The sequence below is a fragment of the Pelomonas sp. Root1444 genome, assembly GCF_001426885.1.
Taxonomy (GTDB): domain Bacteria; phylum Pseudomonadota; class Gammaproteobacteria; order Burkholderiales; family Burkholderiaceae_C; genus Pelomonas.
Map to the genome: position 1 here is coordinate 573,321 of NZ_LMFP01000028.1, position 24,244 is coordinate 597,564.

Here is a 24,244-nt window from a genome sequence, read left to right on the forward strand (position 1 = left end):
CCCCGCATTGTCACCGTCAATCGTGGGTCAGCCGTTCCTTGATGACCACCGAACCGTTCTCAAGCGTTTCGATGACGCCGCGCTCCTCCAGGTCCTTCATGACCCGGCTGACCATCTCGCGCGACGCGCCGACGACCTTGGCCATGTCCTGGCGCGAGACCTTGCCGCGGATGAGCTTGATGCCCTTCTCGTCCTCGGACATGTCCAGCAGCGTGCGCGCGACGCGGCCGTAGACGTCCAGCAGGGCGAGCGACTCGATCTGGCGGTCGGCGTTGCGCAGCCGCGCAACAAGCCCGCGCAGGATGCCGTACGACAGGCTGCTGCTTTCGGGCAGGCAGCGCGCGAACTCCAGCCGGCCCAGCACCAGCATGTCGGTCTGCACCTCGGCGCGTACGGTGGCCGAGTGCGGCTCGTTGTCGATGAGGCTCATCTCGCCGACGTAGTCGCCCGACTGCAGCACGGCGAGGATGACCTCGCGGCCACGGTGGTCGGCCGTCAACACACGGGCTCGGCCGTTCAACAGGATGAATAGCGCGTTGGACTTGGTGCCCTGCTCGACGATCAGTTCACCACGCTTGAAGCGGCGCTTGACGACGCTGTCGGCGATGGACTGGGCCTGGTCGGTGGTCAGCATCGAGAACAACGGAACGCGCCGGATCAGGTCCAGGTTGGAAATCATCGCCATATGCACTCTCCAGGTTTGAGCCCCAGGCCGGCGGCCGAAAAGGCGCCTGCCTAAAATGGCGTGCATTGTGCACACGCGGCAGGGTTCGCCGCATCGGGTTAGGCCGGGGTTTTCACCCCTAAGTGCTCAGCCCGACGCCCTTGCGAGACGTCCCGCCGCCCTCACCTCCTCCGCCATGACCGCATCCATCCAACACCACGGCCTGCTCATCCTCGGCTCGGGCCCCGCCGGCTACACCGCTGCCATCTATGCCGCACGCGCCAATCTCAAGCCTACGCTGATTACCGGCATGGCCCAAGGGGGTCAGCTCATGACCACCACCGAGGTCGACAACTGGCCCGCCGATGTGATGGGCGTGCAAGGCCCCGAGTTGATGCAGCGCTTCCTGCAGCATGCCGAGCGCTTCCAGACGCAGATCGTCTTCGACCACATCAACAAGGTCGACTTTTCCAAGCGCCCCTTCACGCTGGTGGGCGACAGCGGCACGTACACCTGTGACGCACTCATCATCGCCACCGGCGCCTCGGCCAAATACCTCGGGCTGGAGTCGGAGCAGTCGTTCATGGGCCGCGGGGTCAGCGGTTGCGCGACCTGCGACGGGTTCTTCTATCGCGGCCAGGAAGTCTGCGTCGTCGGCGGCGGCAACACCGCAGTCGAGGAGGCGCTCTACCTGTCCAACATCGCCAGCACTGTTCACCTGATCCACCGCCGGGACAAGTTCCGCGCCGAGCCCATCCTGGTGGACAAGCTGATGGAGAAGGCGGCCGCGGGCAAGATCAAGCTGCACCTGTTCCAGCAACTCGACGAGGTACTGGGCGACGCCTCCGGCGTGACCGGCGTGCGCACGTTGAACGTGCAGGACGGCAGCAAGGTCGAGATTCCCGTGCATGGCTGCTTCATCGCCATCGGTCATCACCCCAACACCGACATCTTCCAGGGCCAGCTGGAGATGAAGGACGGCTACATCTTGACCAGGAGCGGCCTGAACGGTTTCGCGACGATGACCAGCGTGCCCGGTGTGTTCGCGGCCGGCGACGTGCAGGATCACGTCTATCGCCAGGCCATCACCAGTGCCGGCACCGGCTGCATGGCAGCCCTGGACGCGCAGCGCTTCCTCGAGCAGGAGAACGGCTGAGCCGCGCCGCGGGCGCTCGTCCATGGACGACCTGTGGGTTTGCCGCTATACTCGCGGGCTTGCCTGCTGGATGGACCGCGCCTGACTGGTTGATACGTCAACCGGCTTGGGTTTAGCAGGCATTTGCGGTCAAAGGGCCGTCCGCGAGGACGGCTGGTCAGCGAAGTCAAACCGGAGAAGCGTCAATGGCACGCGTCTGTCAAGTCACGGGCAAGAAGCCCATGGTCGGGAACAATGTTTCCCACGCCAACAACAAAACCAAGCGTCGGTTCCTGCCGAACCTGCAATACCGCCGTTTCTGGGTGGAATCGGAAAACCGTTGGGTGCGCCTGCGCATCACGAACGCCGCTCTGCGTTTGATCGACAAGGTCGGCATCGACCAAGTCATCGCCGATCTGCGCGCTAAGGGTGAGCTGTAAGGCGAGCTCTGATCGTCATTCACTGACTACTGAAGGAATACGACCATGGCATCCAAAGGCGGCCGCGAAAAGATCAAGCTGGAGTCCACTGCGGGCACCGGCCACTTCTACACGACGAACAAGAACAAGAAGACCACGCCCGAAAAGCTCGAATTCATGAAGTTCGATCCCAAGGCGCGCAAGCATGTCCTGTACAAGGAAATCAAGCTGAAGTGATCGCCAGCGGCTCACACCGCTTGCGCTTCAGCCAAAACAAAACCCGCCAAGCGGCAACGCTGGCGGGTTTTGTCGTTGTGGCGCCCAATCAGCGCGCCGTGGCGACCTTCGGGCTGAACTCGTCCTTGAACCAGCGGTCGATCATCTGCTTCTCGTAGCGCAGCGAGTCGCTGCTGGAATAGTTGTTGAAACCGTCTTGGTAGTTCATGTCGCGCAGTTTGACCTCGCCCTGCTGCACCACCTTGCCGCCCTCGCGCACTTCGTAGTTGAAGGCGATGTAAGGCAGCGTGACCGTGCGCATCACGCGCAGCCACTCCATGCGGCGGCCGAAGGGTTCAACCTCACCGGCCAGGTCCAAGTCGGTCACGTCGATGCGCACCTCCTTGCCCGGCAGGCGCTTGCCAGCCTGCTGGACGAGGTGGGCTTCGATGTCCTTCAACAGATCCATCTGCTTGAAGCCGTGGTTGTCCTTGATGTCCGAGAACTTCTCGGGTTGGACGAAATTCACCTGCACGTCGGCACGCGCGGTGGCAGCGAGGGCCAGCAGGCCCAGAGCAATCCAGTGGTGTTTCATGGCATGCCTCCTGATTCAGCGACTGCGTGCACCAAGTCTAGGCCAGACAAAAAAAAAGGGCGCCACGCAGGGGCGCCCTTTACACCGGCGAAACCTCGCTCAGGCGTGAGCGGCGCGCAGGCGCATCGAGAAGGCTTGCAGCTCGGCGATGCCACTTTCCTCGGCGCGGCGGCACCAGGCCTGCAGGTCGGCAACCAGTTGCTCGGCCGAGACATTGGTACGCGTCCACATCTGGCGCAGTTCCTCGCGCATGGTCACCAGTTTGTCGATGACCGGGCTCGCGGCCCGGGCATGCGCCAGGTCGCCATGCACGGCCGGCGGAATCCGGTCTTCGTCGCGGTGCAGCCAGCGTTGGGCCTGCTTGAACTGCGCAAAACGCTCGGAGTGCTTGCCGCTTTCGGCCTGGATCTTGGCCAGTTCGGCCGCGCATGCCGCCTTCAGGCCTCGCGCGTAGGTGGCCATGACCTCGTAGCGGTTGGCAATCAGCGCTTCCAGCGTGCGGGCGTCAGCCGGCTTGATCTCGCCCAGGCTCAGCTTGGGCGCCGTCTTGCGGACCTTGGCCATGCCCAGCATCTCCAGGCCGCGGATGTACATCCAGCCGATGTCGAACTCGTACGGCTTGACCGAAAACTTCGCCGACGTGGGGTAGGTGTGGTGGTTGTTGTGCAGCTCTTCGCCGCCAACGATCAGCGTCCAGGGCGTCAGGTTGGTCGACGCATCAGGCGCTTCGAAGTTGCGATAACCCCAGTAGTGGCCAATGCCGTTGATGACGCCGGCCGCCCAGATGGGAATCCAGGCCATCTGGATGGCCCAGATCGTTGCACCAGCGGCGCCGAACAGGGTGACGTTGATGATGAGCATCAGCGCCACGCCCTGCCAGCTGTAGCGGGTGTACAGGTTGCGCTCGATCCAGTCGTCGGGGGTGCCGCGGCTGTACTTCGCAATGGTCTCGGCATTCTTGGCCTCGGCGCGATACAGCTCGGCGCCCTCGGCCAGCACCTTCTTCAGGCCGCGGGTCTGCGGGCTGTGCGGGTCTTCCTCGGTTTCGCACTTGGCGTGGTGCTTGCGGTGGATGGCCACCCATTCACGGGTGACCATGCCGGTCGTCAGCCACAGCCAGAAGCGGAAGAAATGCGACGGGATAGGACCGAGGTCGAGCGCGCGGTGAGCCTGGCAGCGATGCAGGAAGATCGTGACCGCAGCGATCGTGATGTGGGTCACAACCAGCGTGTAGATCACAAGTTGCCAGAAGCTGAAACCCAGCAGGCCGGAGCCTACCCAGTCGATCAGCGCGTTCAAGATGTCGTTCATGCGTCCAAGACCCCGGCCGGAACGGCCATGCAAAGGAAGTTCGATTGTAGAGGAACGCCCCCAAAATCAAGGGGTTCCGCGCACCGCATTCGCGCGTAGGCGTGTGATGCGACGCGTTCCTTGACGCCGGTCAAGCCGCGCGCTCCCACGCAACGGCGAAAAAGCCGTCGGTGGCATGCCGGTGCGGCCACAACCGCAATGCACCGTTTTCCACAAGCTCGCTGCTGCGCTCCACCTGCGACTTGGCGAGCGCCTCATCCGCGGCCAGCGGCCTGAAGTCGCCGTGGGCGGCGGCAAACTCGGCGGTGATCACTTCGTTCTCGGCGTCCAGCAGGCTGCAGGTGGCGTAGACCAGGCGACCGCCCGGCTTCACGAGACGCGCGGCGCTGGCCAGGATGGCACGCTGCTTGGCCTGCAGCTCGCTCACGGCCTGGGGCGACTGGCGCCATTTCAGGTCGGGGTTGCGGCGCAGCGTGCCCAGGCCCGAGCACGGCGCGTCGACCAGCACGCGGTCGATCTTGCCGGCCAGGCGCTTGATGCGGTCGTCGCGCTCATGGGCGATCTGGGCCGGGTAGACGTTGGACAGGCCGCTGCGCGCCAGGCGGGGTTTCAGCGCGTCGAGCCGGTGGCCCGACACGTCGAAGGCATAAAGCCGGCCGGTGTTGCGCATCGCGGCCCCCAAGGCCAGCGTCTTGCCGCCTGCGCCAGCGCAGAAGTCGACGACCATCTCGCCGCGCCTGGGCGCCAGCAGCAGCGCCAGCAGCTGGCTGCCCTCGTCCTGCACCTCGACCGCGCCGCTGGTGAACAGATCCAGCTTGTTCAGCGCAGGCTTGCCATGCACGCGCAGGCCCAGCGGCGAATACGGCGTCGGCTGCGCCTCGATGCCCACGGCGGCCAGCTGTGCCTGGGCTTCCTCGCGCTTGAGCTTGAGCGTGTTGACGCGCAGGTCCAGCGGTGCCGCCTCGTTCAGCGCGCCGGCCAGCTTCCAGAATTCTTCCTCGCCCAGGCGCGCCAGCAGCGGCTCGGCCAGCCAGTCGGGCAGGTTGTGGCGCAACTTGGGCGCCAAGCTGTCCGGCGCGATGGCCTGCACCTGGGCCAGCCATTGCTGCTCGGCCGGGCTCAGCGCGCCGCGCAGGAAGCTGTCGCTGCCGCGCCAGGCCAGGATCGCCAGGCGGCGCGGCATCGGGCCGCTGCCGCTCTGGGCCAGGTTCTGGAACTTGAGCCGCTCACGCAGCAACGCATAGACGGTTTCGGCAAGGCTGGCGCGTTCGCGCTGGCCGAGGTTCTTGTGTTGGCGGAAGAAGGCCGAGACGGTCGCGTCGGCCGGCGCGTCGAGCTTGTTGACGGCGGCGATCAGCTCGGCGCACAGCTCCAGGAGGGCATTAGGATGCATCGCCGCATTATCCCAAGATGAACCTCTGGACCCAGCTGCGCCTGCGCCCCCGTCTGCTGTCGGCCATCCTCGCCGGCAGCGCGCTCGCCGCCCTGTGGCCCGGCGACCTGCCGACGACGACACGGCTGCTGCTGGGCTGGGACCTCACGCTGTGGATCTACCTGCCACTGGCGCTGTGGATGATGCTGGGCCGCGCCGGCTCGGTGAACGTGCAGGAGCGCGCCAGCCGCCTTGCTGAAGGGCTGCCCGTCATGCTGCTGCTGGCCGTCAGCGGCGCGCTCGCGAGCTTCGGCGCCATCGCGCTGGAGCTGGGCAGCGCGCGCCAGGCCCATGCCGCCGGCGGCTTGCCCCTGGCGTTCGCAATCGCCACGGTCTGCAGCTCCTGGCTGCTGCTGCCGGTGGAGTTCGGCATCGCCTACGCGAGCCTGTATCACGGCGAGGGCAAGGCGGCGCACGGACTGGAGTTCCCGGGCGACGACGGGCCGCCGGACTATGGCGACTTCCTGTACTTCTCGATCACCGTGGCCGCGACCTCGCAGACATCGGACGTCAGCGTCAGTTCGCGGGCGATGCGCCGCCTGGTGCTGGCTCAGGCACTGCTGGCCTTCATCTTCAACACCGGCGTGCTGGCATTGACGGTCAACATCCTGGCCAGCTTGGTCAGCTGACGAACAGCTGCTGCGGCGCACCGTCGCGGTGGCGGACGACCTCGCCCTCCCACACCAGCGCGCCTTCCGCGAACCAGCGCACCGCCTGCGGGTAGATGCGGTGCTCGGCCGTCAGCACGCGGGCCGACAGGGCCTTGGCATCGTCGCTCGGCAGCACCGGCACGGCGGCCTGGATGACGATGGCGCCGTGGTCCAGCTCGGCGGTCACGAAATGCACCGTCACGCCGGCGATCTTGCAGCCCATCGCTATGGCCCGTTCGTGCGTGTGCAGGCCGGTGAAGGCCGGCAGCAGCGACGGGTGGATGTTGAGCATGCGGCGCGCATAGCGGGCCGTGAAGCCGGGCGTCAGGATGCGCATGAAGCCGGCCAGCACGACCAGGTCGGGCGAGAAACCGTCGATGACGCGGGCCAGTTCGGCGTCGAATTCCTCGCGGCTGGCATAGGCCTTGTGGTCGACCACGGCGGTGGCGATGCCATGCTCGGCAGCGAACTGCAGGCCGGCGGCGTCGGGCCGGTTGCTGATGACGGCAGCCACCTCGGCCGGCCAGCCCTCGGCCTTGCAGGCCTTCACGATGGCCTCCATGTTGGAGCCCCGCCCCGAAATCAGAATCACCAGTCTCTTCATCGCCGGGCCGCCCCACGATGAAGAACGCCCCCTCGGGGGGCAGTGGCCACAGGAAGTGTGGGCGCGTGGGGGTCATGTTCCATGGGCCGGCAGTGTAGAACCCGCGCCCATGGCGACCGGCAGGTCCAAGTGCCTTGAACGACAATCCGCGCCCCATGCCGACACCCGCCCTCACCCGCCCGCGCGCCCTCTCGGGCATGCGCCCCACCGGCGCCCTGCACCTCGGCCACTTCCATGGCGCCCTCAAGAACTGGGTGGGCCTGCAGGACTCGCACGACTGCTTCTTCTTCGTCGCCGACTGGCATGCGCTGACGACGTCCCATCCCGACCGCGACACGCTGACCCGCCATGTCTACGACATGGTCACCGACTGGCTGGCCGCCGGCATCGATCCCGAGCGCTGCACCCTCTTCCTGCAAAGCCGCATGCCCGAGCACGCCGAGCTGTTCACGCTGCTGGCCATGTGCACGCCGTCGAGCTGGCTGGCACGCATGCCCAGCTACAAGGACCAGGTGGCCGCCGACCCCGAGCTGGCCACCTACGGCTTCCTCGGCTACCCGCTGCTGCAGGCCGCCGACATCCTGCTCTACAAGCCCGCCGGCGTGCCGGTGGGCGAGGACCAGGCCGCGCACGTCGAAGTCACCCGCGAGGTGGGCCGGCGCTTCAACCGCTTGTACCAGCCGGTGTTCGTGGAGCCGCAGGCCCTGCTGACCGAGACCGCCCGCGTGCCGGGCCTCGACGGCCAGAAGATGAGCAAGAGCCTGGGCAACGCGATCGCGATGCGCGACTCGCCGGAGGACACGGCCGCCAAGATCCGCACGATGCCGACCGACCCACAGCGCGTGCGCCGCACGGACCCCGGCGACCCGGCGCGCTGCCCCGTCTGGCCGCTGCACCAGATCTACACCGACGCCGCCACGCGCGCCACCTGCGACACCGGCTGCCGCACAGCCAGCATCGGCTGCCTGGACTGCAAGCAGCCGCTGGTCGAGGCCATCCAGCGCGAGCAGGCGCCCTGGCGCGAACGTGCCGCGGCACTGGACCCGCAGCAGGTGCGGTGGACGCTGGAGGTCGGCACCGAGCGCGCCCGCGCCGTTGCACGCAAGACGCTGCGCGAGGTGCGTGGCGCAATGGGGCTGGTCGCTTGAGTCCGGAAAAGATCCATGTCACGGACCTCGAAGCCGCCATCAACTGGTGGCGCGAGCGTTCGCCGTCGCCCGACGGCATCAGCGCCGCGCCCGAGGTGCGCGCGCTGGCCGAGGCCTACGCGCTGCTGGCCTGGCAGCGGGCCAGCGAGCTGGACGTCGATCTGCTGAGCGACGCGGCGCTGAGCGCCTGGCTGGCCTGGTACGAAACCACGCCCGATTCGCCCTGCATCGCCATCTGCTCCACCGCCCAGGGCGACCCCATCTGCAAGGGCTGCGGGCGCAGCTTCGACGAGGTGCAGCAATGGCCGGCGCTCGGCCCGTTCGAGAAGCGCGCCGTCTGGCACCGCATCAGCTTCGAGGGCACGGCCTGGCGCTTCAACCGCTATGCGGAGAGGGCAGCGCGATGACGCGGGCCGAGCGCCGGGCCGCCCCCTCGGGGGACCTGCCGACGTACCCGTCGGCCGAGGGTCAGACATGACACGCATCCGTTTCACCGACAGCGTGCGCCGTCTGGTGCCGCAGGCCTGGCCGGTGCTCGTCGGCCAGCTGGCTGTGATGATGTTCAGCACGGTCGACACGCTGATGATGGGCCGCGTGGGCGCGCAGGACCTTGCAGCGCTGGCCGTCGGCTCCGCGGCCTACGTGACCATCTTTGTCGGGCTGATGGGCGTCGTGCTCGCCGTCGGGCCCATCGCCGGCCGTCAGTTCGGCGCGGATGACCGACCCGGTGCGGGCCGCAGCTTCGTGCAGGCGCAATGGCTGGCCTTGCTGCTGTGCGTGCCCGGCTGCCTGGCGCTGTGGTTCCCCGATCCGTTCATCTGGCTGGCCCAGCTCGACGCGGCGCAGGCCGCGAAGGTGCAGGCCTACACCCGGCCGGAAGCCTTCGCCTTGCCGGCCGCCCTGCTGTTCACGGCCTTCCGCGGCTTCTCGACCTCCGTCAGCCGGCCCAAGGCCGTGATGGCGATGCAACTGACCGGCCTGGCCGCCAAGGTGCCGCTGAATGCATTGCTCGTATTCGGCTGGGGCCCCATCCCGGCCATGGGCGTCGCTGGCTGCGGCTGGGCCACGGCGATCGCGATGACGGCCCAGGCGCTCGTCGCCCAGGCCGTGCTGAGGCGCGATGCCTTCTACACGCCCTTCCGCATCCCGCACCTGTGGCACACCCGCCCGCAGTGGCGCGAGCTGCTGGGCCTGGTGCGCCTGGGCCTGCCGATGGGCGGCTCCATCCTGGTGGAGGTGACGGGCTTCACCTTCATGGCCTTCTTCATCGCCCGCCTGGGCGCGACGCCGGTGGCCGGCCACCAGATCGCCGTCAACCTCGTCGCGATGATGTTCATGATCGCGCTGGCGCTGGCCACCGCCGCCGGCACGCTGGTGGCCCAGCACCTGGGCGCCGACCAGAAGCGCGAGGCGCGCACCGTCGGCCGGCATGCGATGGTGCTCGCGGCGCTGGTGGCGGCGGCCGTGGGCGCCGTCGTCGCGCTGGCGCGCGAGTCCATCGTGGCGCTGTACACGTCCAACCCCGAGGCCGCCGCAGCCGCGCTGCCGCTGCTGGTGTGGGTGTGGTTCTTCCACCTCGGCGATGCGCTGCAGACGGTGGCGGCCTATGTGCTGCGCGCCTACCAGGTGGCCACGCTGCCGATGGTCATCTACGTCATCGCGCTGTGGGGGCTGGGCATAGGCGGCGGCTACTTCCTCGCCTTCGGCGGCAGCGGCGTCGGCGCAGTGGGCTTCTGGCAGGCGGCCACGGCGGGTCTGATCGCCGCGGCGCTGTTGTTGAGCCTGTTGCTCAAGCGCGTTTTCAACGAGAACCGCTAGGCGTGAAACTTGTCTGCGCCTTGAAGGCGCGCAAACGGCCGCGCCCAAACGTTTCTGAACGCAAGCTCATCGCCCAGTTCTCGATCATTTCTAGAATTTGCAGCACATGAACGGCAGCGAACCGGGTTCCGCGGCACGCGGCAAATCGGTCAGGTCGAGCATCTACTTTTCTGATGTCAGGCGTATCTCATGAATAGGTTTCCATCGACCGTTGCGGGTCTGGACGACATCCTGCGCGGCGGTCTGTTCGAAGGCGGGGTCTATATCCTTGAAGGACCCCCCGGCGTTGGCAAGACGACGCTGGCCAACCAGATGGCGTACAACCACGCCAGTGCCGGCCACAAGACGCTCTACGTGACCATGCTCGCCGAGTCGCATGCACGCATGGTGCAGCACATGAGCCATCAGACCTTTTTTCGCAAGGCAGCGGTCAACGCCTTCGTGTTCTATGTGAGCGGGTATCGGGAACTGGAGAACGAGGGCCTCAAGGGGGTGCTGAGTCTCCTGCGCAGCGAGCTGGCCCGAAGCGGCGCCACCTTGCTCGTCGTCGACGGGCTGGTCGTCAGTGCGCAGGGTATCGACGAAGGCGTTCGCCAGTTCGTCCACGAACTGCAAAGCCTGGTCACGGCGATGAGCTGCACCTGCCTGGTATTGACCACGGGTCGCGGCAACGCGCTCAGCGCCGAACAGACGATGGTCGATGGCATCTTCTCGTTCGAGGACCAACTGTTCAAGGGCCGGGCGGAGCGCCTCGTCCAAGTCAGGAAGTTTCGCGGCAGCGAGGTCGTGCGCGGGCAGCATTCCTTCTGCATCACCAACGAAGGCCTGCAATTCTTTCCTCGGCTGGAGAGCATGCCCTTGCTGCACGGCGAACTCGCTGACGCGGGCAGCGTCCCGCTGGGCATTCACGAGATCGACGCTGCATTGGGGGGGCGAGGGGTCTGGGAGGGAAGCAATTCGCTCGTCACCGGCGAAAGTGGATCGGGCAAGACGCTCATGGGATACCGCTTCGCCGCCGCATCGACGCCTGAAGCGCCGGGGCTGCTGTTGATCGCGGCACCGGAGACGAAGGCAGGTGCCTGTCACCTGGCTGGGCGGTTCGACATCGGCCTCGAGAGGGCATCGCAGTGCGGCGGGCTTCGCATCGAGACCCTTGGCCAGTCCGATGAGTCGCTGGACGAGATGGGGCACAAGATCCTGCGCCTGGTGGACGAGGCGAGAGCGAGGCGGCTGGTATTGGACAGCGTGGCGGCTCTGGCCGACACGCGTGCGTTCCAGGATCGAGGCTATCGTTTCTTGGGGCGGTTGCTGATGGAACTGCGTCGGCGCGCCGTCACGGCGTTGTTTACGCTCGACCCCGCGGAGATCAGCCTGGCGAGCGGCACGCCGCTTGCCCCAGGCCTCGCAGCCCTGTTCGACAACGTACTGGTACTCGAGGCGCCGCGCGATGTGGGGGCGTCCAGGCAACTGGCCGTACGCAAGATGAGAGGCCGACATGGCGAAGCGACCGTCATCCCGTTGCGGGGTTGATCGCCTCGATGCGAAGCACAACGGCTAGAGGAGCCACCGCAGATGCAGCTCATTCTGATCGTGGAGGACGAGTACGGCGCAGCGGAAGTGCTGCAGCTGATCCTCGAAGCGCACGGCTACCGCGTTACATCGGCCTCCAACGGTCGCGATGCACTCCAAACACTCAGTGGTGAGCGCCCTGCGGTGATCGTCTCCGATTTCATGATGCCCCACATGACCGGCGGCGAACTCGGGACGATGATCCGCCAGAACTCGAATTGGGCCGACATCCCGTTCTTGTTCATGAGCGGCACCAGTGAGGAGGTCGTACAGAAGTCGTTCGGCGACTACGACGCGTTCCTGTCCAAGCCCTATGACGTCGAGGCGTTGCTGTCGATCGTAGGGGAGCTCGCCTCCGGAGGGCGCAGGCAGCGGGTGCGCAGCCGTGATGTCGACGAATCGATGCGGCATTTGCTGAAGGGCATCGAATTGCCAAGTGACGACTAGGAGCGATGCCCTGCCAGCCTGAAGTCGCCCCACGGCCGGCACCTGCCTCACCACCGCATCGGCTGCCTGCCACCGGTGTGCTGGATCAAGAGATCGCCTAAGGACCTGTTGACGCTTTGCGGTCAGGGCTTCGCAGCCGGTAGAAAGAGCACGAAGCGGCTCCCGCCGCCCTCGCGCGGCAGGCAGCGCACGCTGCCACCGTGGCGCTCGGCGATCTGCTTGACGAGGCTCAGGCCCAGGCCGACACCGCCGGCCATCTCGGCGTGTCCGGGCAGGCGGTAGAACGGCTCGAAGATGCGCTCGCGCAGTTCGGCCGGCACCCCCGGGCCGCGGTCGGCGACGACGAGTTCATGGCCGCCGGCGACCGGGCGCAGCACCAGCTCCACCTCCGGCCCGCCGTAGCGGCGCGCGTTGTCCAGCAGGTTGCGCAGCGCGCGGCGCAGCAGCCGCTCCTGGCCGTCCACGCGGGCCGAATCGCTCTCGGGCTCGAAGGCCACCTCGGCACGGGCCGCCTCCTCGGCGCCGAGGGCCAGCAGGTCCACGGCATGCGTCTCGCCGACCGCGCTGCCGGCCTCCAGGCGGCTGGCCAGCAGCACCTCCTCGACCAGGGCATCGAGCTCGGCGATGTTGACGTCGATCTCGCGCGCCAGTTTGTCCCGCTGCGCAGGCGCGGCTTCGTCCAGCATCGCGAAAGCCATCTTCAGCCGCGCCAGCGGCGAGCGCAGCTCGTGGCTGGCGTTGGCCAGCAGCGTCTGGTGCGAGCGCAGCAGCGTCTCGATGCGGTCGGCAGCCTGGTTGAAGCTGGTGGCCAGCGCGGCCACCTCGTCGCGGCCACTGTCGTCGACGCGGTGTCCCAGCTGGCCGGCGCCGAACTGCTCGACGCCGCGCTTGAGCGATTCCAGCCGGCGCGTCAGGCGGCGCACCACTGGATAGGCCCCCACGGCGACGCCGATGAACAGCAACACCAGCACGATGGCCAGGGTGGACACGGCCGGCGCGCCCGGCGACACCGGGCGATGCAGCCACGGGCCGGTCCACGGCCCTTCGTCCGACCGTGGCGGGCGGGCGTTGGGGCCGCCAGCGCCGATGGGGCCCGAAGCGCCGGCCTGCGCCGTGGGCGGACGCACGGTGCGCACCATCTCCAGGCTGCGGCCGTCGCCCAGGTTGGCGCTGACGATGATGGCGCCGGGGTCGTCAGAGCGGCGCTGGAACATCTGCGTGGTGGCGATGCGCTTGCCGTCGACGTCCTCCAGCGCGAGCGGCATGCGCAGCCGCTGGCCCCAGTCGGCGAAGACGGCCGCCTGCTCGGCACGCGGCGCCGTGGCGGGCGGCAGCGCGAGCTTGAGCAGGCCGGCCATCGCGTTCAGCCGCTCCCCGGCCGCCAGCTCCACATTGCCGCGCTCCTGCTCGATGTGGCGCTGGAACAGCCACGCCGAGCCGAAGGCAAAGGCCAGCAGCAGCGCAACCAGCGTCAGGTAGATGCGGACGTAGAGTGACTTCAAGCCAGGGATGTCATGCGACGTCGGCGTCGGCGTCCTGCTTGCGGGCAAAGACATAGCCGGCCCCGCGCACGGTCAGCACGCGGCGCGGGTTCTTGGGGTCGTCCTCGATGACGGCGCGGATGCGCGAGATGTGCACGTCGATGGAGCGGTCGAAAGCCTCCAGCGGGTGGCCCTTGAGCGCGTCCATGATCTGGTCGCGGCTCAGCACCCGGCCCGGGCTTTGCGCCAGCACGACGAGGAGGTCGAACTGGTGGCTGGTCAGGTCGCAGATCTTGCCGTCCAGCCGCGCCACGCGGGCCGCGAGGTCGATCTCAAGCCGGCCGAAGCGCAGCACCTCGTCGCCGTCCAGCTTGGGCTCCAGGCGGCGCAGCAGGGCCTTGATGCGGGCCTGCAGCTCGCGCGGCTCGAAGGGCTTGGCGAGGTAGTCGTCGGCGCCCAGTTCCAGGCCCAGGATGCGGTCCATGGGCTCGCCGCGGGCCGACAGCATCAGCACCGGCTGGTGGCGCCAGCGCGGGTCGCCGCGCAGCCAGCGGCAGAAGTCCAGGCCGTCGCCGTCGGGCAGCATCAGGTCCAGCACCAGCAGCTCGAAGCGGCCGTGCGCCAGCGCCTCACGCGCCTGCGCCAGGCTGCCGGCGGTGCTGACCTCGAAGCCCGCGGCGCGCAGGTAGTCGCCCACCATGCCGGTCAGGCGGGCATCGTCATCGATCAACAGCAGTCGAGCACTACTCATCAAGGGGGCGAGCGAAGAAATCAAGGGCCGGCGCAGTTCCGCGCCGGAGGTTCGAGGCTCAAGCATCGCAGAACTCCTCGCTGTGGGCCAATCAACCGGGCTTGTGGGCTGCGCGGCGGGCCTGGCGCTTCTTCATGACCTCGGCGATCTTGGCGCGCTGCTCGGGCGTCAGCACGCGGGCCGCCTCGATGCTGGCCTGGCTGAGGCGCTTGGAGGCGGCCTCATGCTGGGCGCTCATCTGGGCCCGCACGGACTCGATGGCCGCGGCGTCGATGTTGGTGGCCGTGAACAGCGTGGCCATCTGCTGGTGCAGCTTCATGCCGGCTTCGCGCTGGCCGGCGAGGTCCTGGCGCGCGGCCTTGAAGATGGCCTCGATCTGGCTGCGTTGTGCGTCGGTCGCATTGACGACGTCCAGCATGTGTTCAATGTGGCCGCCGAACATGCCGCCGGGCGCCATCATGGCCGAGCCGCCGCGATGGTGCTCGCCATGGCCAGCCGGTTGCGCATGGGCGGCGGCACCGCCGATGGCCAGCGCAGCGGCCACGGTGCCGGCGCGCAACAGGTTCTGGATCTGGAAGGCTTTCATCACGGGTCTCCTGGAAGAAGAGGAAGTGAGGTCATCTTCCAGGCCGCCTGTGAGCGGTCTTTGGGGCCGGGGTAAAGAACTGTGTCCCGTTGTCCGCCCCCAGCAATCACTTGATCGGCTTGAAGCGCATGCGCTTCGGCCGCGCACCTTCCTCGCCCAGGCGCTTTTTCTTGTCGGCTTCGTACTCGTGGAAGTTGCCGTCGTAGAAGAACCACTGCGAGTTGCCCTCGCAGGCCAGGATGTGCGTGCAGATGCGGTCCAGGAACCAGCGGTCATGGCTGATGACCATGGCCGAGCCGGCGAACTCCAGCAGCGCCTCTTCCAGCGCGCGCAGGGTTTCCACGTCCAGGTCGTTGGACGGTTCGTCCAGCATCAGCACGTTGCCGCCCTGGGCCAGCGTCTTGGCCAGGTGCAGGCGGCCGCGCTCACCGCCGGACAGCGAGCCGACGAGCTTCTGCTGGTCGTTGCCCTTGAAGTTGAAGCGGCCCAGGTAGGCGCGGCTGGGCATGACGAACTTGCCGACCGTGATGTTGTCCAGGCCGCCGGAGACGTCCTGCCACACGGTCTTGTCGGCTTCCATGCTCTCGCGGCTCTGGTCGACGAAGGCCATCTTGGCCGTCTTGCCGATCTTGACCGTGCCGCTGTCCGGCTGCTCCACGCCCTGCAGCATGCGGAACAGCGTCGACTTGCCGGCGCCGTTGGGGCCGATGATGCCGACGATGGCGCCTGCCGGCACCTTGAACGACAGGTTGTCGATCAGCACGCGGTCGCCGAAGCTCTTGCTGACGTTCTCGAACTCGATGACCTCATTGCCCAGGCGCTCGGCCACGGGGATGAAGATCTCGTTGGTCACGTTGCGCTGCTGGTACTCGACGTCGCTCAGTTCCTCGAAGCGGGCCAGGCGCGCCTTGCTCTTGGCCTGGCGGCCCTTGGCGTTGGAGCGAACCCACTTCAGTTCCTCCTTCATCGCCTTCATGCGCGCGTCTTCGGACTTCTGCTCGGTCTCCAGGCGCTTTTCCTTCTGGTCCAGCCAGTCGGAGTAGTTGCCCTTCCACGGGATGCCGTGGCCGCGGTCGAGTTCGAGAATCCACTCGGCGGCGTTGTCCAGGAAGTAGCGATCGTGGGTGATGGCCACCACGGTGCCGGGGAAGCGCTGCAGGAACTGCTCCAACCACTCGACCGACTCGGCGTCCAAGTGGTTGGTGGGTTCGTCCAGCAGCAGCATGTCGGGCTTGGACAGCAGCAGGCGGCACAGCGCGACACGGCGCTTCTCGCCGCCGGACAGCACGCCGATGACAGCGTCCCAGGGCGGCAGGTTCAGCGCGTCGGCAGCCAGTTCCAGCTGCAGGTCGGTGTTCTCGGAGCCGGCGGCGGCGATGATGGCTTCCAGCTCGCCCTGCTCGGCGGCCAGCGCGTCGAAATCGGCGTCAGGCTCGGCATAGGCGGCATAGACCTCATCCAGGCGCTTCTTGGCGGCCAGCACGCCGCCGATGCCCTCTTCCACCGCTTCGCGCACGGTCTGGTCGGGGTTCAGGCGCGGCTCCTGCTCCAGGTAGCCGATCTTGATGCCGGGCATCGGCACGGCCTCGCCTTCGTACTCCTTGTCGACGCCGGCCATGATCTTCAGCAGGGTCGACTTGCCCGAGCCGTTCACGCCCAGCACGCCGATCTTGGCGCCGGGGAAGAAGCTCAGCGAGATGTCCTTGAGGATGTGGCGCTTGGGGGGAACCGTCTTGTTGACGCGGTTCATGCTGAAGACGTACTGGGCCATGGGCGAATCCTGTGAGGCTGAAATGGCGGCAGGCCCCGGGAGAGGCCTGCATTGCCTGCTATTGTCGCCGAGCCCGCATTTCAGGACGTCAGATGCACCGTCTTTTCGCCGCCCTGCTTGTACTCGCCACCAGTTTGACCCAGGCCCAGACCCTGCGCTGGACCGCCCAGGGCGACCTGCAGACGCTGGACCCGCATTCACAGAACGAGTTGATGACCAACTCGCTGAACAACCAGGTCTACGAGTACCTGGTGCGGCGCATGCGGGACCAGAGCCTGGGGCCGTCGCTCGCCACCGAATGGACGCAGGTGAACCCGCTGCTGTGGCGCGTGAAGCTGCGTGCCGGCGTCAAGTTCCACGACGGCAGCCCGTTCAGTGCCGAGGACGTGGTGTTCTCGATGCAGCGGCTGCGCGATGCGAACTCGCCGTTCCGCGTCTATGCCAACGCGGTGGGCATGCCCAAGGCCGTCGACCCGCTGACGGTGGAGTTCACGCTCACCAAGCCCAACCCCATCTTTGCCGAGCACCTGATCAACCTGATGGTCATGAACAAGCGCTGGTGCGAGGCGCACAAGGTCACCCGGCCGTTGAACTTCAAGGAGAAGGAAGACAACTACGCCAACCTGCACACCAACGGCACCGGGCCGTTCATGCTGGTCAGCCGTGAGCCCGGCGTGAAGACCACCTACAAGCGCAACCCCGCCTGGTGGGGCAGGACGGCAGCCGACCAGGGCAACGTGCAGGAGTTCACCTTCGTGCCCATCGGCAACGACGCGACGCGCACGGCCGCGCTGATCACCGGTGAGGTCGACCTGGTGCTGGACCCGCCCTCGCGCGACATCGAACGCCTGCGCCGCTCGGCCGGGCTCAAGGTCGTCGACGGCACGGAGAACCGGCTGGTCTTCATCGGCATGGACCAGACGCGCGACTCGCTGTTGTACGGACGGGCACCGGGTGGCAAGAACCCGTTCAAGGAAGTGCGCGTGCGCCGCGCGCTCTACCAGGCCATCGACATCGAGGCCATCAAGACCAAGCTGATGGCGGGCTACGCCGTGCCCACCGGTGCGCTGACCCCGTCGGCGATCGGCAGCTACAACGACCCCGCGCTGGAAACCCGCCTGCCCTTCGACCTTGCCGCTGCGAGGAAGCTCATGGTGGAGGCCGGCTACCCCGACGGCTTCGAGGTGACGATGGACTGCCCCAACAACCGCTACATCAACGACGAGAAGCTCTGCATCGCCGTCGCCAGCATGTGGGCCCAGCTCAAGGTCAAGGTGCGCGTCAACGCGATGACCCGCACCCTCTTCTTCCCCAAGGTCGAGAAGTTCGACACCAGCCTGTATCTCGCCGGCTGGGGCGGCGGCACCGTGGACGCCGAGGTCATGTTGACGCCCGTGCTGCGCAACCGCGGCGAGCAGGGCGTGGGTGTGGGCAACTACAGCGGCATCGTCAACGACAAGGGCGACGCGCTGGCCGCCGCGTCCAGCATCGAGACCGATCCGGCCAAGCGCCAGGCCCTCGTGAAGGCTGCGCTGCAGGCCTACCGCGAGCAGGTCAACCTCATCCCGCTGCACCGGCAAGTCATCCCCTGGGCCATGAAAGCCGGCATCAGCGTGCCGCATTCCCCGGCCAATTGGCTCAGCGTGGACTGGGTGAAGGTTTCTGCCAAGTAGAATGCCGACATCCGCCGCGCTTCTCAGTCTTGCGCGGCGTTCTCTTTTCAGCCCCTGCACGCTGCCCGCCCTGCCCGAAGACTGGCGCCGCTCTCCGCGGCGCGGCAGGCGATGCGACCAGGCGTGCTCACTCCCCTTACCGAATGAGTTTCGATTCCCTCGGCCTGGCAGCGCCGCTGCTCAAGGCCATTGCCGACGCTGGCTACACCACCCCCACCCCCATCCAGGCCCAGGCCATTCCCGCCGTCTTGAACGGTGGTGACCTCATGGCCGGCGCGCAGACCGGCACCGGCAAGACCGCCGGCTTCACGCTGCCACTGCTGCACCGCCTCGCCACCGGCGAGAAGCTGCTCAACAAGCGCGGCAAGATCGCCATCCGCGCCCTGGTCCTGACGCCCACCCGCGAACTCGCCGCCCAGGTCGAGGAAAGCGTACAGACCTACGGCAAGTACCTGCCGCTCAAGAGCATGGTCATGTTCGGCGGCGTCGGCATGCAGCCGCAGATCAACAAGCTGCGCGACGGCGTCGACATCCTCGTCGCCACGCCCGGCCGCCTGCTGGACCACGCCCAGCAAGGCACGCTGGACCTGAGCCAGGTGCAGATCCTGGTGCTCGACGAAGCCGACCGCATGCTGGACATGGGCTTCGTGCACGACATCAAGAAGGTGTTGGCCCTGCTGCCCGCCAAGAAGCAGTCGCTGCTGTTCAGCGCGACCTTCAGCGACGAGATCAAGAACCTCGCCGACCGCCTGCTCAACGCCCCGGCGCTGATCGAGGTGGCCCGCCGCAACCAGACCAACGACGCCATCGCGCAGAAGGTGCATCCGGTCGGTCGCGAGCGCAAGAAGGAACTGCTGGCCCACCTGATCAAGGGTGGCCACGGTGGCGAGCCCTGGCACCAGGTGCTGATCTTCACGCGCATGAAGCATGGCGCCAACCGCCTGACGGACTACCTGAACGACCAGGGCATCAGCGCCATGGCCATCCACGGCAACAAGAGCCAGGGTGCCCGCACCAAGGCGCTGGCCGACTTCAAGAGCGGCGACCTGACCTGCCTGGTGGCGACCGACATCGCCGCCCGCGGCATCGACATCGACCAGCTGCCCCACGTCGTCAACTTCGAGCTGCCCAACGTGCCGGAGGACTACGTCCACCGCATCGGCCGCACGGGCCGTGCCGGCGCCCAGGGCGAGGCGGTCAGCCTGGTCTGCGTGGACGAGAACGGCTTCCTGCGCGACATCGAGAAGCTCATCAAGCGCGAGATCCCCAAGGAGATCGTGCCCGGCTTCGCCCCTGATCCCAACGAGCGCGCCGAGCCCATCGTGCTGGGCCGCACCGTGCTGAACCCGAACGGCAGCCGGGGCCGCAACCCCAACCCGCCGGCCGGTGCCAACGGCCGCGGCGGCCGGGGTGGTCACGGCGGCGGCGGTGGCCGCGGTGGCGAAAGCCGCGGCGGTTCGCGCGACGGTGCTCGCCCCAGTGGTCATGCGGGCAAGCCCGGTGGTGCCCACACCGGCGTTGGCGGTGCCAAGACGGCCGCCAAGCCGCACGCGCAGCACGCGCCGCGCTCGGCCTCCAGCCAGCCCAGCCGCGGCGATGGCAGCGCGCCGCGCCACAACAACGGCCCGCGGCTGACCCAGCCCAAGCGCTGATCGCCCACGCATCGCCTGCACGGCCTGTCCCTCGCGGGGCAGGCCGTTTTTCCTGGCTGATCTAATTCCGCGCCATGGCACGTTCCAAGTTCGACAGCTCGCTCAAGTTCGACCTGCCCGATGGCAGCGTCGTCACCGCGCAGGAAATGCTGCGCAAGATCGAAGAGATCAAGAAGTTCCAGCGGCCTCAGCTGACCGGCGCTGCCGCCGCGTTGCCAGAGGCCGACCTGCAGACGCTGCTCGACACGATGCTGCTGCTGGGCGGCACCGCCAGCATCAACGCCGCACTGCAATGGCTGTCCATGACGGGCCGCGAGCGCGCCGACGGCGAGCCGTTCGACCACTACAGCGTGCGCGACGGCCTGCAGGCGCTGGTGGCGCAGGGTCGTGCCGAGGCGCTGATGGGCAAGGGCACGCGCGTCGCGCTCGCCGATCATGTCGAGCGCCTGCAGACCCTGCTCGCCGCCCCCGGCGCCGCGCGCTACTGGCGCCAGCGCCTGTGGCTGCTGGGTGCCGGCCGCGGCGACTGGCAGGACCCGATCGGCTGGGTCAACTTCCGCGGCCCCGAGGACATGCGCACGGTGCTGCGTCTGATGATCTATTCGGGCATGCCGGCGACGGAGTTCCACGAGTTGCTCGGCACCCGCTTGCAGGAGCTGAGTTCCCCGATGCTGGCCGTGCAGGCGCTGGTCGACCCCTGGTGCCCCGGGCTGCTGGGCCAGATCGACGCCGAACTGCGCGACAGCCTGCTGGGCCAATTGCTGGACATCCTGCCCGCCGGCCACGCCATTCGCACCGAACTGCGCACCTGGCTGCAGACCGGCACCCGCCCGCTGGGCATCCCGATGCGCGCCCGCCTCGCCGAGGCCGACATGCTGGCCTTGCAGCTGGACAGCGCCGAGCAGCATCTGCACGGCCTGGCGGGTCCCGGCGTCACGCTGCTGGCCGCCACGCGCGCGCTCGTCGCCGGTCGCTGGGCTGAGGCCAGCGCGGGCTTCGAGGCCGCCATCAAGGCCATCCACACCGCCAGCCGCAGCCGCCGCAACGCACTGTCGCTGCACACCGCGCGGCTCTACCTGCTGAGCCTGCTGGCCCAGGACGACCCCAAGGCCTGGGCGCAGGCGCGCAAGTACGCCATCGCCGAGTCCGGCAGCCGCAGCCCCACGGCCTACGAGGCCTGGGGGCTGTGGGCGCACGGCATCGGCGTCAAGCTGGGCGAGGACAGCTGGCTCGAAGCCGCCTTCCAGCACCGTGCGCCGGGCGACGCCGCACCGGCGGACCGCCTGCTGCTCGCCGCCTGGCTGGGCAAGCCCGCGCCGGGCTGGACGGCCCCGCTCGCTCAAGAACTGCTCGCCAACCTCGGCCCGGATCAAGCACTGCTGGCCGACCATCTGCGCGCAGCCTTGCAGCGGCTGGAGCTGGGCGGCGCCGGGCCGACCCGCGTCGCCAACTACCTCGGCCAGCCGCGCCAGGCCTGGCAGGACGCGCTCGCCGCAATAGCCGCCCTCAGCGACGACGGCAAGCCGGCCGGCGCTGCCACCAAGCCCGAGCTGGCCTGGCAGCTGAAGCTCGACGCCGCCGGCCGTGTCCACACGCTGGAGCCGCTGGAGATGAGCACCAGCGCGCGCGGCCTCGTCAAGTTCAAGGCCGTGACCTTGGCCAAGCTGAAGAAGCAGGGCGCGCAGCGCAGCCGCGACAACCTGGTGCTGCGCCACATCGAGCGCGACGCCTGGGCCGGCGTGCACGACCTGCGGCTGGACGTGAGCCAGGCGCTGGTCGCGCTGGTGGGCCACCCGCACCTGATGTTCGCCGACGCACCGGGCCAGTGGGTGGAGCTGAGCGACGGCCTGCCCGAGCTGGAGGTGCGACGCGTGGGCGCCGAGGCCGACGCAGCCTTCGAGTTCCACCTGCATCCACCGCTGGTCGCCGCCGAACCGGCCCATGCCGGCGCCCTCTTCGGCGCCCAGGCCGAGGCCGAGCGCGAGCGCCGCAACGGCCAGCGCGTGCTGCGCGAAGGCCCGGGCCGCGCGCGGCTGATCCGCATCACGCCGACGCAGCGCCGGGTGGCCGAGCTGGTCGCGCAGGGCTGGCGCGTACCCGCGTCGGCGACGCAGGAGCTGGCCGGTGCACTGCAGGTGCTGACGGGCCATTTCCAGCTGCACAGCGACGCCGAAGCCGGTGAACGTGTGGCGGGCGACAGCCGCCTGCACGCCCGCCTGACGCCCGACCGCGAGGGCCTGCAACTGCAATTGGTGGCCCAGCCCTTCGGCCATTTCGGCCCGGCCGTCACGCCGGGTGCCGGCCGCGCGCGGCTGATGTGCCTGCACGAAGGCGTGAGCCTGACGACCGAGCGCGACCTGGCGCAGGAGGCCGCGCACCGCCAGGCCGTGCTGGACGCCCTGCCCTTCCTCGACCCCGAGCTGCCGGCCGACCAGCCCTGGCAGGTGGCCGACCCCGAGCAGGCGCTGGCCGCCGTCGAACGCCTGCCCGCGCTGCCGGCCATCGCCGCGCTCGACTGGCCCAAGGGCAAGCCGCTGCGCGTGCTGCCGCTGGAAGGCGCGGCGGTGCAGATCCAGGTCAGCAGCGGCCGCGACTGGCTGGGGCTGACCGGCGAAGCCAAGGTGGACGAAGGCCGCGTGCTGGGCCTGCAGGAGCTGCTGGCCCTGGCACGCGACAGCCGCAGCCGCTTCGTGCGCATGGCCGAGGGGCAATACCTGGCCCTGTCCGAGCAACTGCGCCAGCAGCTGCGCGACCTGGGTGCGCTGGCGCAGGTCAAGAAGGGTGAACTGCAGCTGCCCCAGGCCGGCGCCGCCTGGCTGGAGCACGGCCTGGCCGGCACGCAGCTCAGCGGCGACAAGCCCTGGCGCGAGCGCCTGGCCCGGCTCGCCGACGCGGCCGCGCTGCAGCCCCGGCCGCCCGCCACGCTGAAGGCCGAGCTGCGCAGCTACCAGGCCGAGGGCCATGCCTGGATGCGCCGCCTGGCCGCGGCCGGCTTCGGCGCCTGCCTGGCCGACGACATGGGCCTGGGCAAGACCGTGCAGACGCTTGCCGTGCTGATCGACCGCGCCGACGACGGCCCGGCGCTGGTGCTGACGCCCACCTCGGTGTGCGGCAACTGGCAGACCGAATGCGCCACGTTCGCGCCCACGCTGATATGCCATGTCTACAGCGAAGCCGCGGACCGCGCCGCGCTGCTGGCGGCGGCCGGCCCGGGCGACGTCATCGTGGCCAGCTACGCGCTGGCGCAGATCGACGCCGAGCGCTTCGCCACGCGCCGCTGGGCCACGCTGGTGCTGGACGAAGCCCAGGCGCTGAAGAACGCCGCCACCAAGCGCGCCAAGTCGGTGGCCGAGTTCGACGCCGACTTCCGCCTGGCCCTCTCGGGCACGCCGGTCGAGAACCGGCTGGCCGACCTGTGGTCGGTCATGAACCTGATCAACCCCGGGCTGCTGGGCACGCCGCAGCAGTTCAACGAGCGCTTTGTCGGCCCCATCGAGCGCCAGCAGGACGCAGCCGCCCGCGCGCGGCTGCGCCGTCTGGTGGCGCCCTTCCTGCTTCGGCGTACCAAGGCCCAGGTGCTGCAAGACCTGCCCCCGCGCACCGAGATCGTCCACCGCGTGGAGCCCACCGAGCAGGAGCGCCACTTCCTCGAAGCCCTGCGCCGCGACGCCCAGGCCGCCGTGGCTGCCGCCGCGGCGGGCAACGAGCGCGCCGCGCCCATGCAGGTGCTGGCCGAGCTGATGCGGCTGCGCCGCGCCGCCTGCGACCCGCGCCTGGTGTCGCCCGAGCTGGGCCTGGTGGGCAGCAAGATGGCCGAGTTCGAGCACATCGTGCGTGAGCTGGTGGACGGCGGTCACAAGGCGCTGGTGTTCAGCCAGTTCACCGACTACCTGGACCTGCTGGCCGAGCGCATCACGCAGATGGGCCTGGCCTTCCAGCGCCTGGACGGCAGCACGCCGCAGGCCGAGCGCACCAGGCGCGTGGCCGCCTTCCAGCGCGGGGGAGCGGACGGGGGTGACGTCTTCCTGATCAGCCTGAAGGCCGGCGGCTTCGGCCTGAACCTCACCGCGGCCGACTACGTGCTGATCGTCGACCCGTGGTGGAACCCCGCCGCGGAAGACCAGGCCAGCGGTCGCGCCCACCGCATGGGCCAACAGCGGCCGGTGACCGTCTACCGGCTGGTCACGGCCGGCTCGGTGGAGGAGCGCATCATCGAACTGCACCGCGACAAGCGCGGCCTGGCGGAGGGCATGCTGGACGGCCACGAACAGGCCAGCCCCCTGGACGCGGCGGCGTTGGCGGCGTTGCTGGAGGACTGAGTC

21 protein-coding genes are annotated in these 24,244 nt (G+C 68.4%); 12 read left to right on the forward strand and 9 right to left on the reverse strand.

What is annotated here, in order from left to right; all coding sequences use genetic code 11:
* Positions 1-16: 16 nt before the first annotated feature.
* Positions 17-685 carry a Crp/Fnr family transcriptional regulator gene (locus ASD35_RS20415; protein ID WP_056196243.1) on the reverse strand — a complete coding sequence of 223 codons (669 nt, stop codon included), beginning with the start codon at positions 683-685 and terminating at the stop codon, positions 17-19.
* Positions 686-860: 175 nt separating this feature from the next.
* Between ASD35_RS20415 and trxB the strand changes: the two genes are divergently transcribed.
* The 3 genes from trxB (at position 861) to rpmG (ending at position 2,455) form a co-directional block, all read left to right on the forward strand.
* Positions 861-1,820 (forward strand): thioredoxin-disulfide reductase, encoded by a 960-nt coding sequence (gene trxB, locus ASD35_RS20420; protein WP_056876783.1) that lies wholly within the window; start codon positions 861-863, stop codon positions 1,818-1,820.
* A gap of 185 nt (positions 1,821-2,005) precedes the next feature.
* Positions 2,006-2,239: a 50S ribosomal protein L28 gene (rpmB, locus tag ASD35_RS20425; protein WP_056876784.1), complete on the forward strand. Its 234-nt coding sequence runs from the start codon at positions 2,006-2,008 to the stop codon at positions 2,237-2,239.
* A gap of 45 nt (positions 2,240-2,284) precedes the next feature.
* Complete coding sequence (rpmG, locus tag ASD35_RS20430) at positions 2,285-2,455, forward strand: 50S ribosomal protein L33 (RefSeq protein WP_025564431.1); 171 nt, start codon at positions 2,285-2,287, stop codon at positions 2,453-2,455.
* A gap of 88 nt (positions 2,456-2,543) precedes the next feature.
* Here rpmG and ASD35_RS20435 read toward each other — a convergent pair whose 3' ends face one another.
* The 3 genes from ASD35_RS20435 to ASD35_RS20445 all read right to left on the reverse strand — a co-directional run bounded on the left by ASD35_RS20435 (position 2,544) and on the right by ASD35_RS20445 (position 5,733).
* Entirely contained in the window at positions 2,544-3,029 is a 486-nt protein-coding gene (locus tag ASD35_RS20435) for a DUF3016 domain-containing protein (protein ID WP_056876785.1), read from the reverse strand.
* Positions 3,030-3,128: 99 nt separating this feature from the next.
* Positions 3,129-4,340 (reverse strand): acyl-CoA desaturase, encoded by a 1,212-nt coding sequence (locus ASD35_RS20440; RefSeq protein ID WP_056876786.1) that lies wholly within the window; start codon positions 4,338-4,340, stop codon positions 3,129-3,131.
* A gap of 130 nt (positions 4,341-4,470) precedes the next feature.
* Positions 4,471-5,733 (reverse strand): RsmB/NOP family class I SAM-dependent RNA methyltransferase, encoded by a 1,263-nt coding sequence (locus ASD35_RS20445; RefSeq protein WP_056876787.1) that lies wholly within the window; start codon positions 5,731-5,733, stop codon positions 4,471-4,473.
* 17 nt (positions 5,734-5,750) lie between these two features.
* On the opposite strand from ASD35_RS20445, the gene ASD35_RS20450 reads away from it, so the two are divergent.
* On the forward strand, positions 5,751-6,401 hold the full coding sequence (locus tag ASD35_RS20450; RefSeq protein ID WP_056876788.1) for a DUF1345 domain-containing protein: 651 nt from the start codon (positions 5,751-5,753) through the stop codon (positions 6,399-6,401).
* Here the strand turns inward: ASD35_RS20450 and purN are convergent.
* On the reverse strand, positions 6,394-7,026 hold the full coding sequence (purN, locus tag ASD35_RS20455; RefSeq protein WP_056876789.1) for a phosphoribosylglycinamide formyltransferase: 633 nt from the start codon (positions 7,024-7,026) through the stop codon (positions 6,394-6,396). The genes ASD35_RS20450 and purN overlap by 8 nt on opposite strands.
* 155 nt (positions 7,027-7,181) lie before the next feature.
* On the opposite strand from purN, the gene trpS reads away from it, so the two are divergent.
* The 5 genes from trpS (at position 7,182) to ASD35_RS20480 (ending at position 12,008) form a co-directional block, all read left to right on the forward strand.
* Positions 7,182-8,174 (forward strand): tryptophan--tRNA ligase, encoded by a 993-nt coding sequence (trpS, locus tag ASD35_RS20460; protein WP_056876790.1) that lies wholly within the window; start codon positions 7,182-7,184, stop codon positions 8,172-8,174.
* Entirely contained in the window at positions 8,171-8,581 is a 411-nt protein-coding gene (locus ASD35_RS20465) for a DUF3717 domain-containing protein (RefSeq protein WP_235538405.1), read from the forward strand. The genes trpS and ASD35_RS20465 overlap by 4 nt, the downstream gene beginning before the upstream one ends.
* Before the next feature lie 67 nt (positions 8,582-8,648).
* Positions 8,649-9,992 (forward strand): MATE family efflux transporter, encoded by a 1,344-nt coding sequence (locus ASD35_RS20470; RefSeq protein WP_056876791.1) that lies wholly within the window; start codon positions 8,649-8,651, stop codon positions 9,990-9,992.
* 189 nt (positions 9,993-10,181) lie between these two features.
* Complete coding sequence (locus ASD35_RS20475; RefSeq protein WP_056876792.1) at positions 10,182-11,522, forward strand: ATPase domain-containing protein; 1,341 nt, start codon at positions 10,182-10,184, stop codon at positions 11,520-11,522.
* A gap of 42 nt (positions 11,523-11,564) precedes the next feature.
* Positions 11,565-12,008, forward strand: a complete 444-nt coding sequence (locus ASD35_RS20480) for a response regulator (protein WP_056876793.1) — start codon at positions 11,565-11,567, stop codon at positions 12,006-12,008.
* A 122-nt stretch (positions 12,009-12,130) separates the two neighbouring features.
* Here ASD35_RS20480 and ASD35_RS20485 read toward each other — a convergent pair whose 3' ends face one another.
* From ASD35_RS20485 to ettA, 4 genes are all read right to left on the reverse strand, one after another.
* Positions 12,131-13,510: a HAMP domain-containing sensor histidine kinase gene (locus ASD35_RS20485; RefSeq protein ID WP_056876794.1), complete on the reverse strand. Its 1,380-nt coding sequence runs from the start codon at positions 13,508-13,510 to the stop codon at positions 12,131-12,133.
* 10 nt (positions 13,511-13,520) lie between these two features.
* Positions 13,521-14,240, reverse strand: a complete 720-nt coding sequence (locus ASD35_RS20490) for a response regulator (RefSeq protein ID WP_082580308.1) — start codon at positions 14,238-14,240, stop codon at positions 13,521-13,523.
* A gap of 91 nt (positions 14,241-14,331) precedes the next feature.
* Complete coding sequence (locus ASD35_RS20495) at positions 14,332-14,826, reverse strand: Spy/CpxP family protein refolding chaperone (protein ID WP_056876796.1); 495 nt, start codon at positions 14,824-14,826, stop codon at positions 14,332-14,334.
* A 106-nt stretch (positions 14,827-14,932) separates the two neighbouring features.
* Positions 14,933-16,597: an energy-dependent translational throttle protein EttA gene (gene ettA, locus ASD35_RS20500; RefSeq protein WP_056876797.1), complete on the reverse strand. Its 1,665-nt coding sequence runs from the start codon at positions 16,595-16,597 to the stop codon at positions 14,933-14,935.
* Positions 16,598-16,689: 92 nt separating this feature from the next.
* Between ettA and ASD35_RS20505 the strand changes: the two genes are divergently transcribed.
* The 3 genes from ASD35_RS20505 to ASD35_RS20515 all read left to right on the forward strand — a co-directional run bounded on the left by ASD35_RS20505 (position 16,690) and on the right by ASD35_RS20515 (position 24,241).
* On the forward strand, positions 16,690-18,270 hold the full coding sequence (locus ASD35_RS20505; protein WP_056876798.1) for an ABC transporter substrate-binding protein: 1,581 nt from the start codon (positions 16,690-16,692) through the stop codon (positions 18,268-18,270).
* Positions 18,271-18,413: 143 nt separating this feature from the next.
* Complete coding sequence (locus ASD35_RS20510; RefSeq protein ID WP_056876799.1) at positions 18,414-19,922, forward strand: DEAD/DEAH box helicase; 1,509 nt, start codon at positions 18,414-18,416, stop codon at positions 19,920-19,922.
* A gap of 74 nt (positions 19,923-19,996) precedes the next feature.
* Complete coding sequence (locus tag ASD35_RS20515; RefSeq protein WP_056876800.1) at positions 19,997-24,241, forward strand: DEAD/DEAH box helicase; 4,245 nt, start codon at positions 19,997-19,999, stop codon at positions 24,239-24,241.
* Positions 24,242-24,244: the final 3 nt, after the last annotated feature.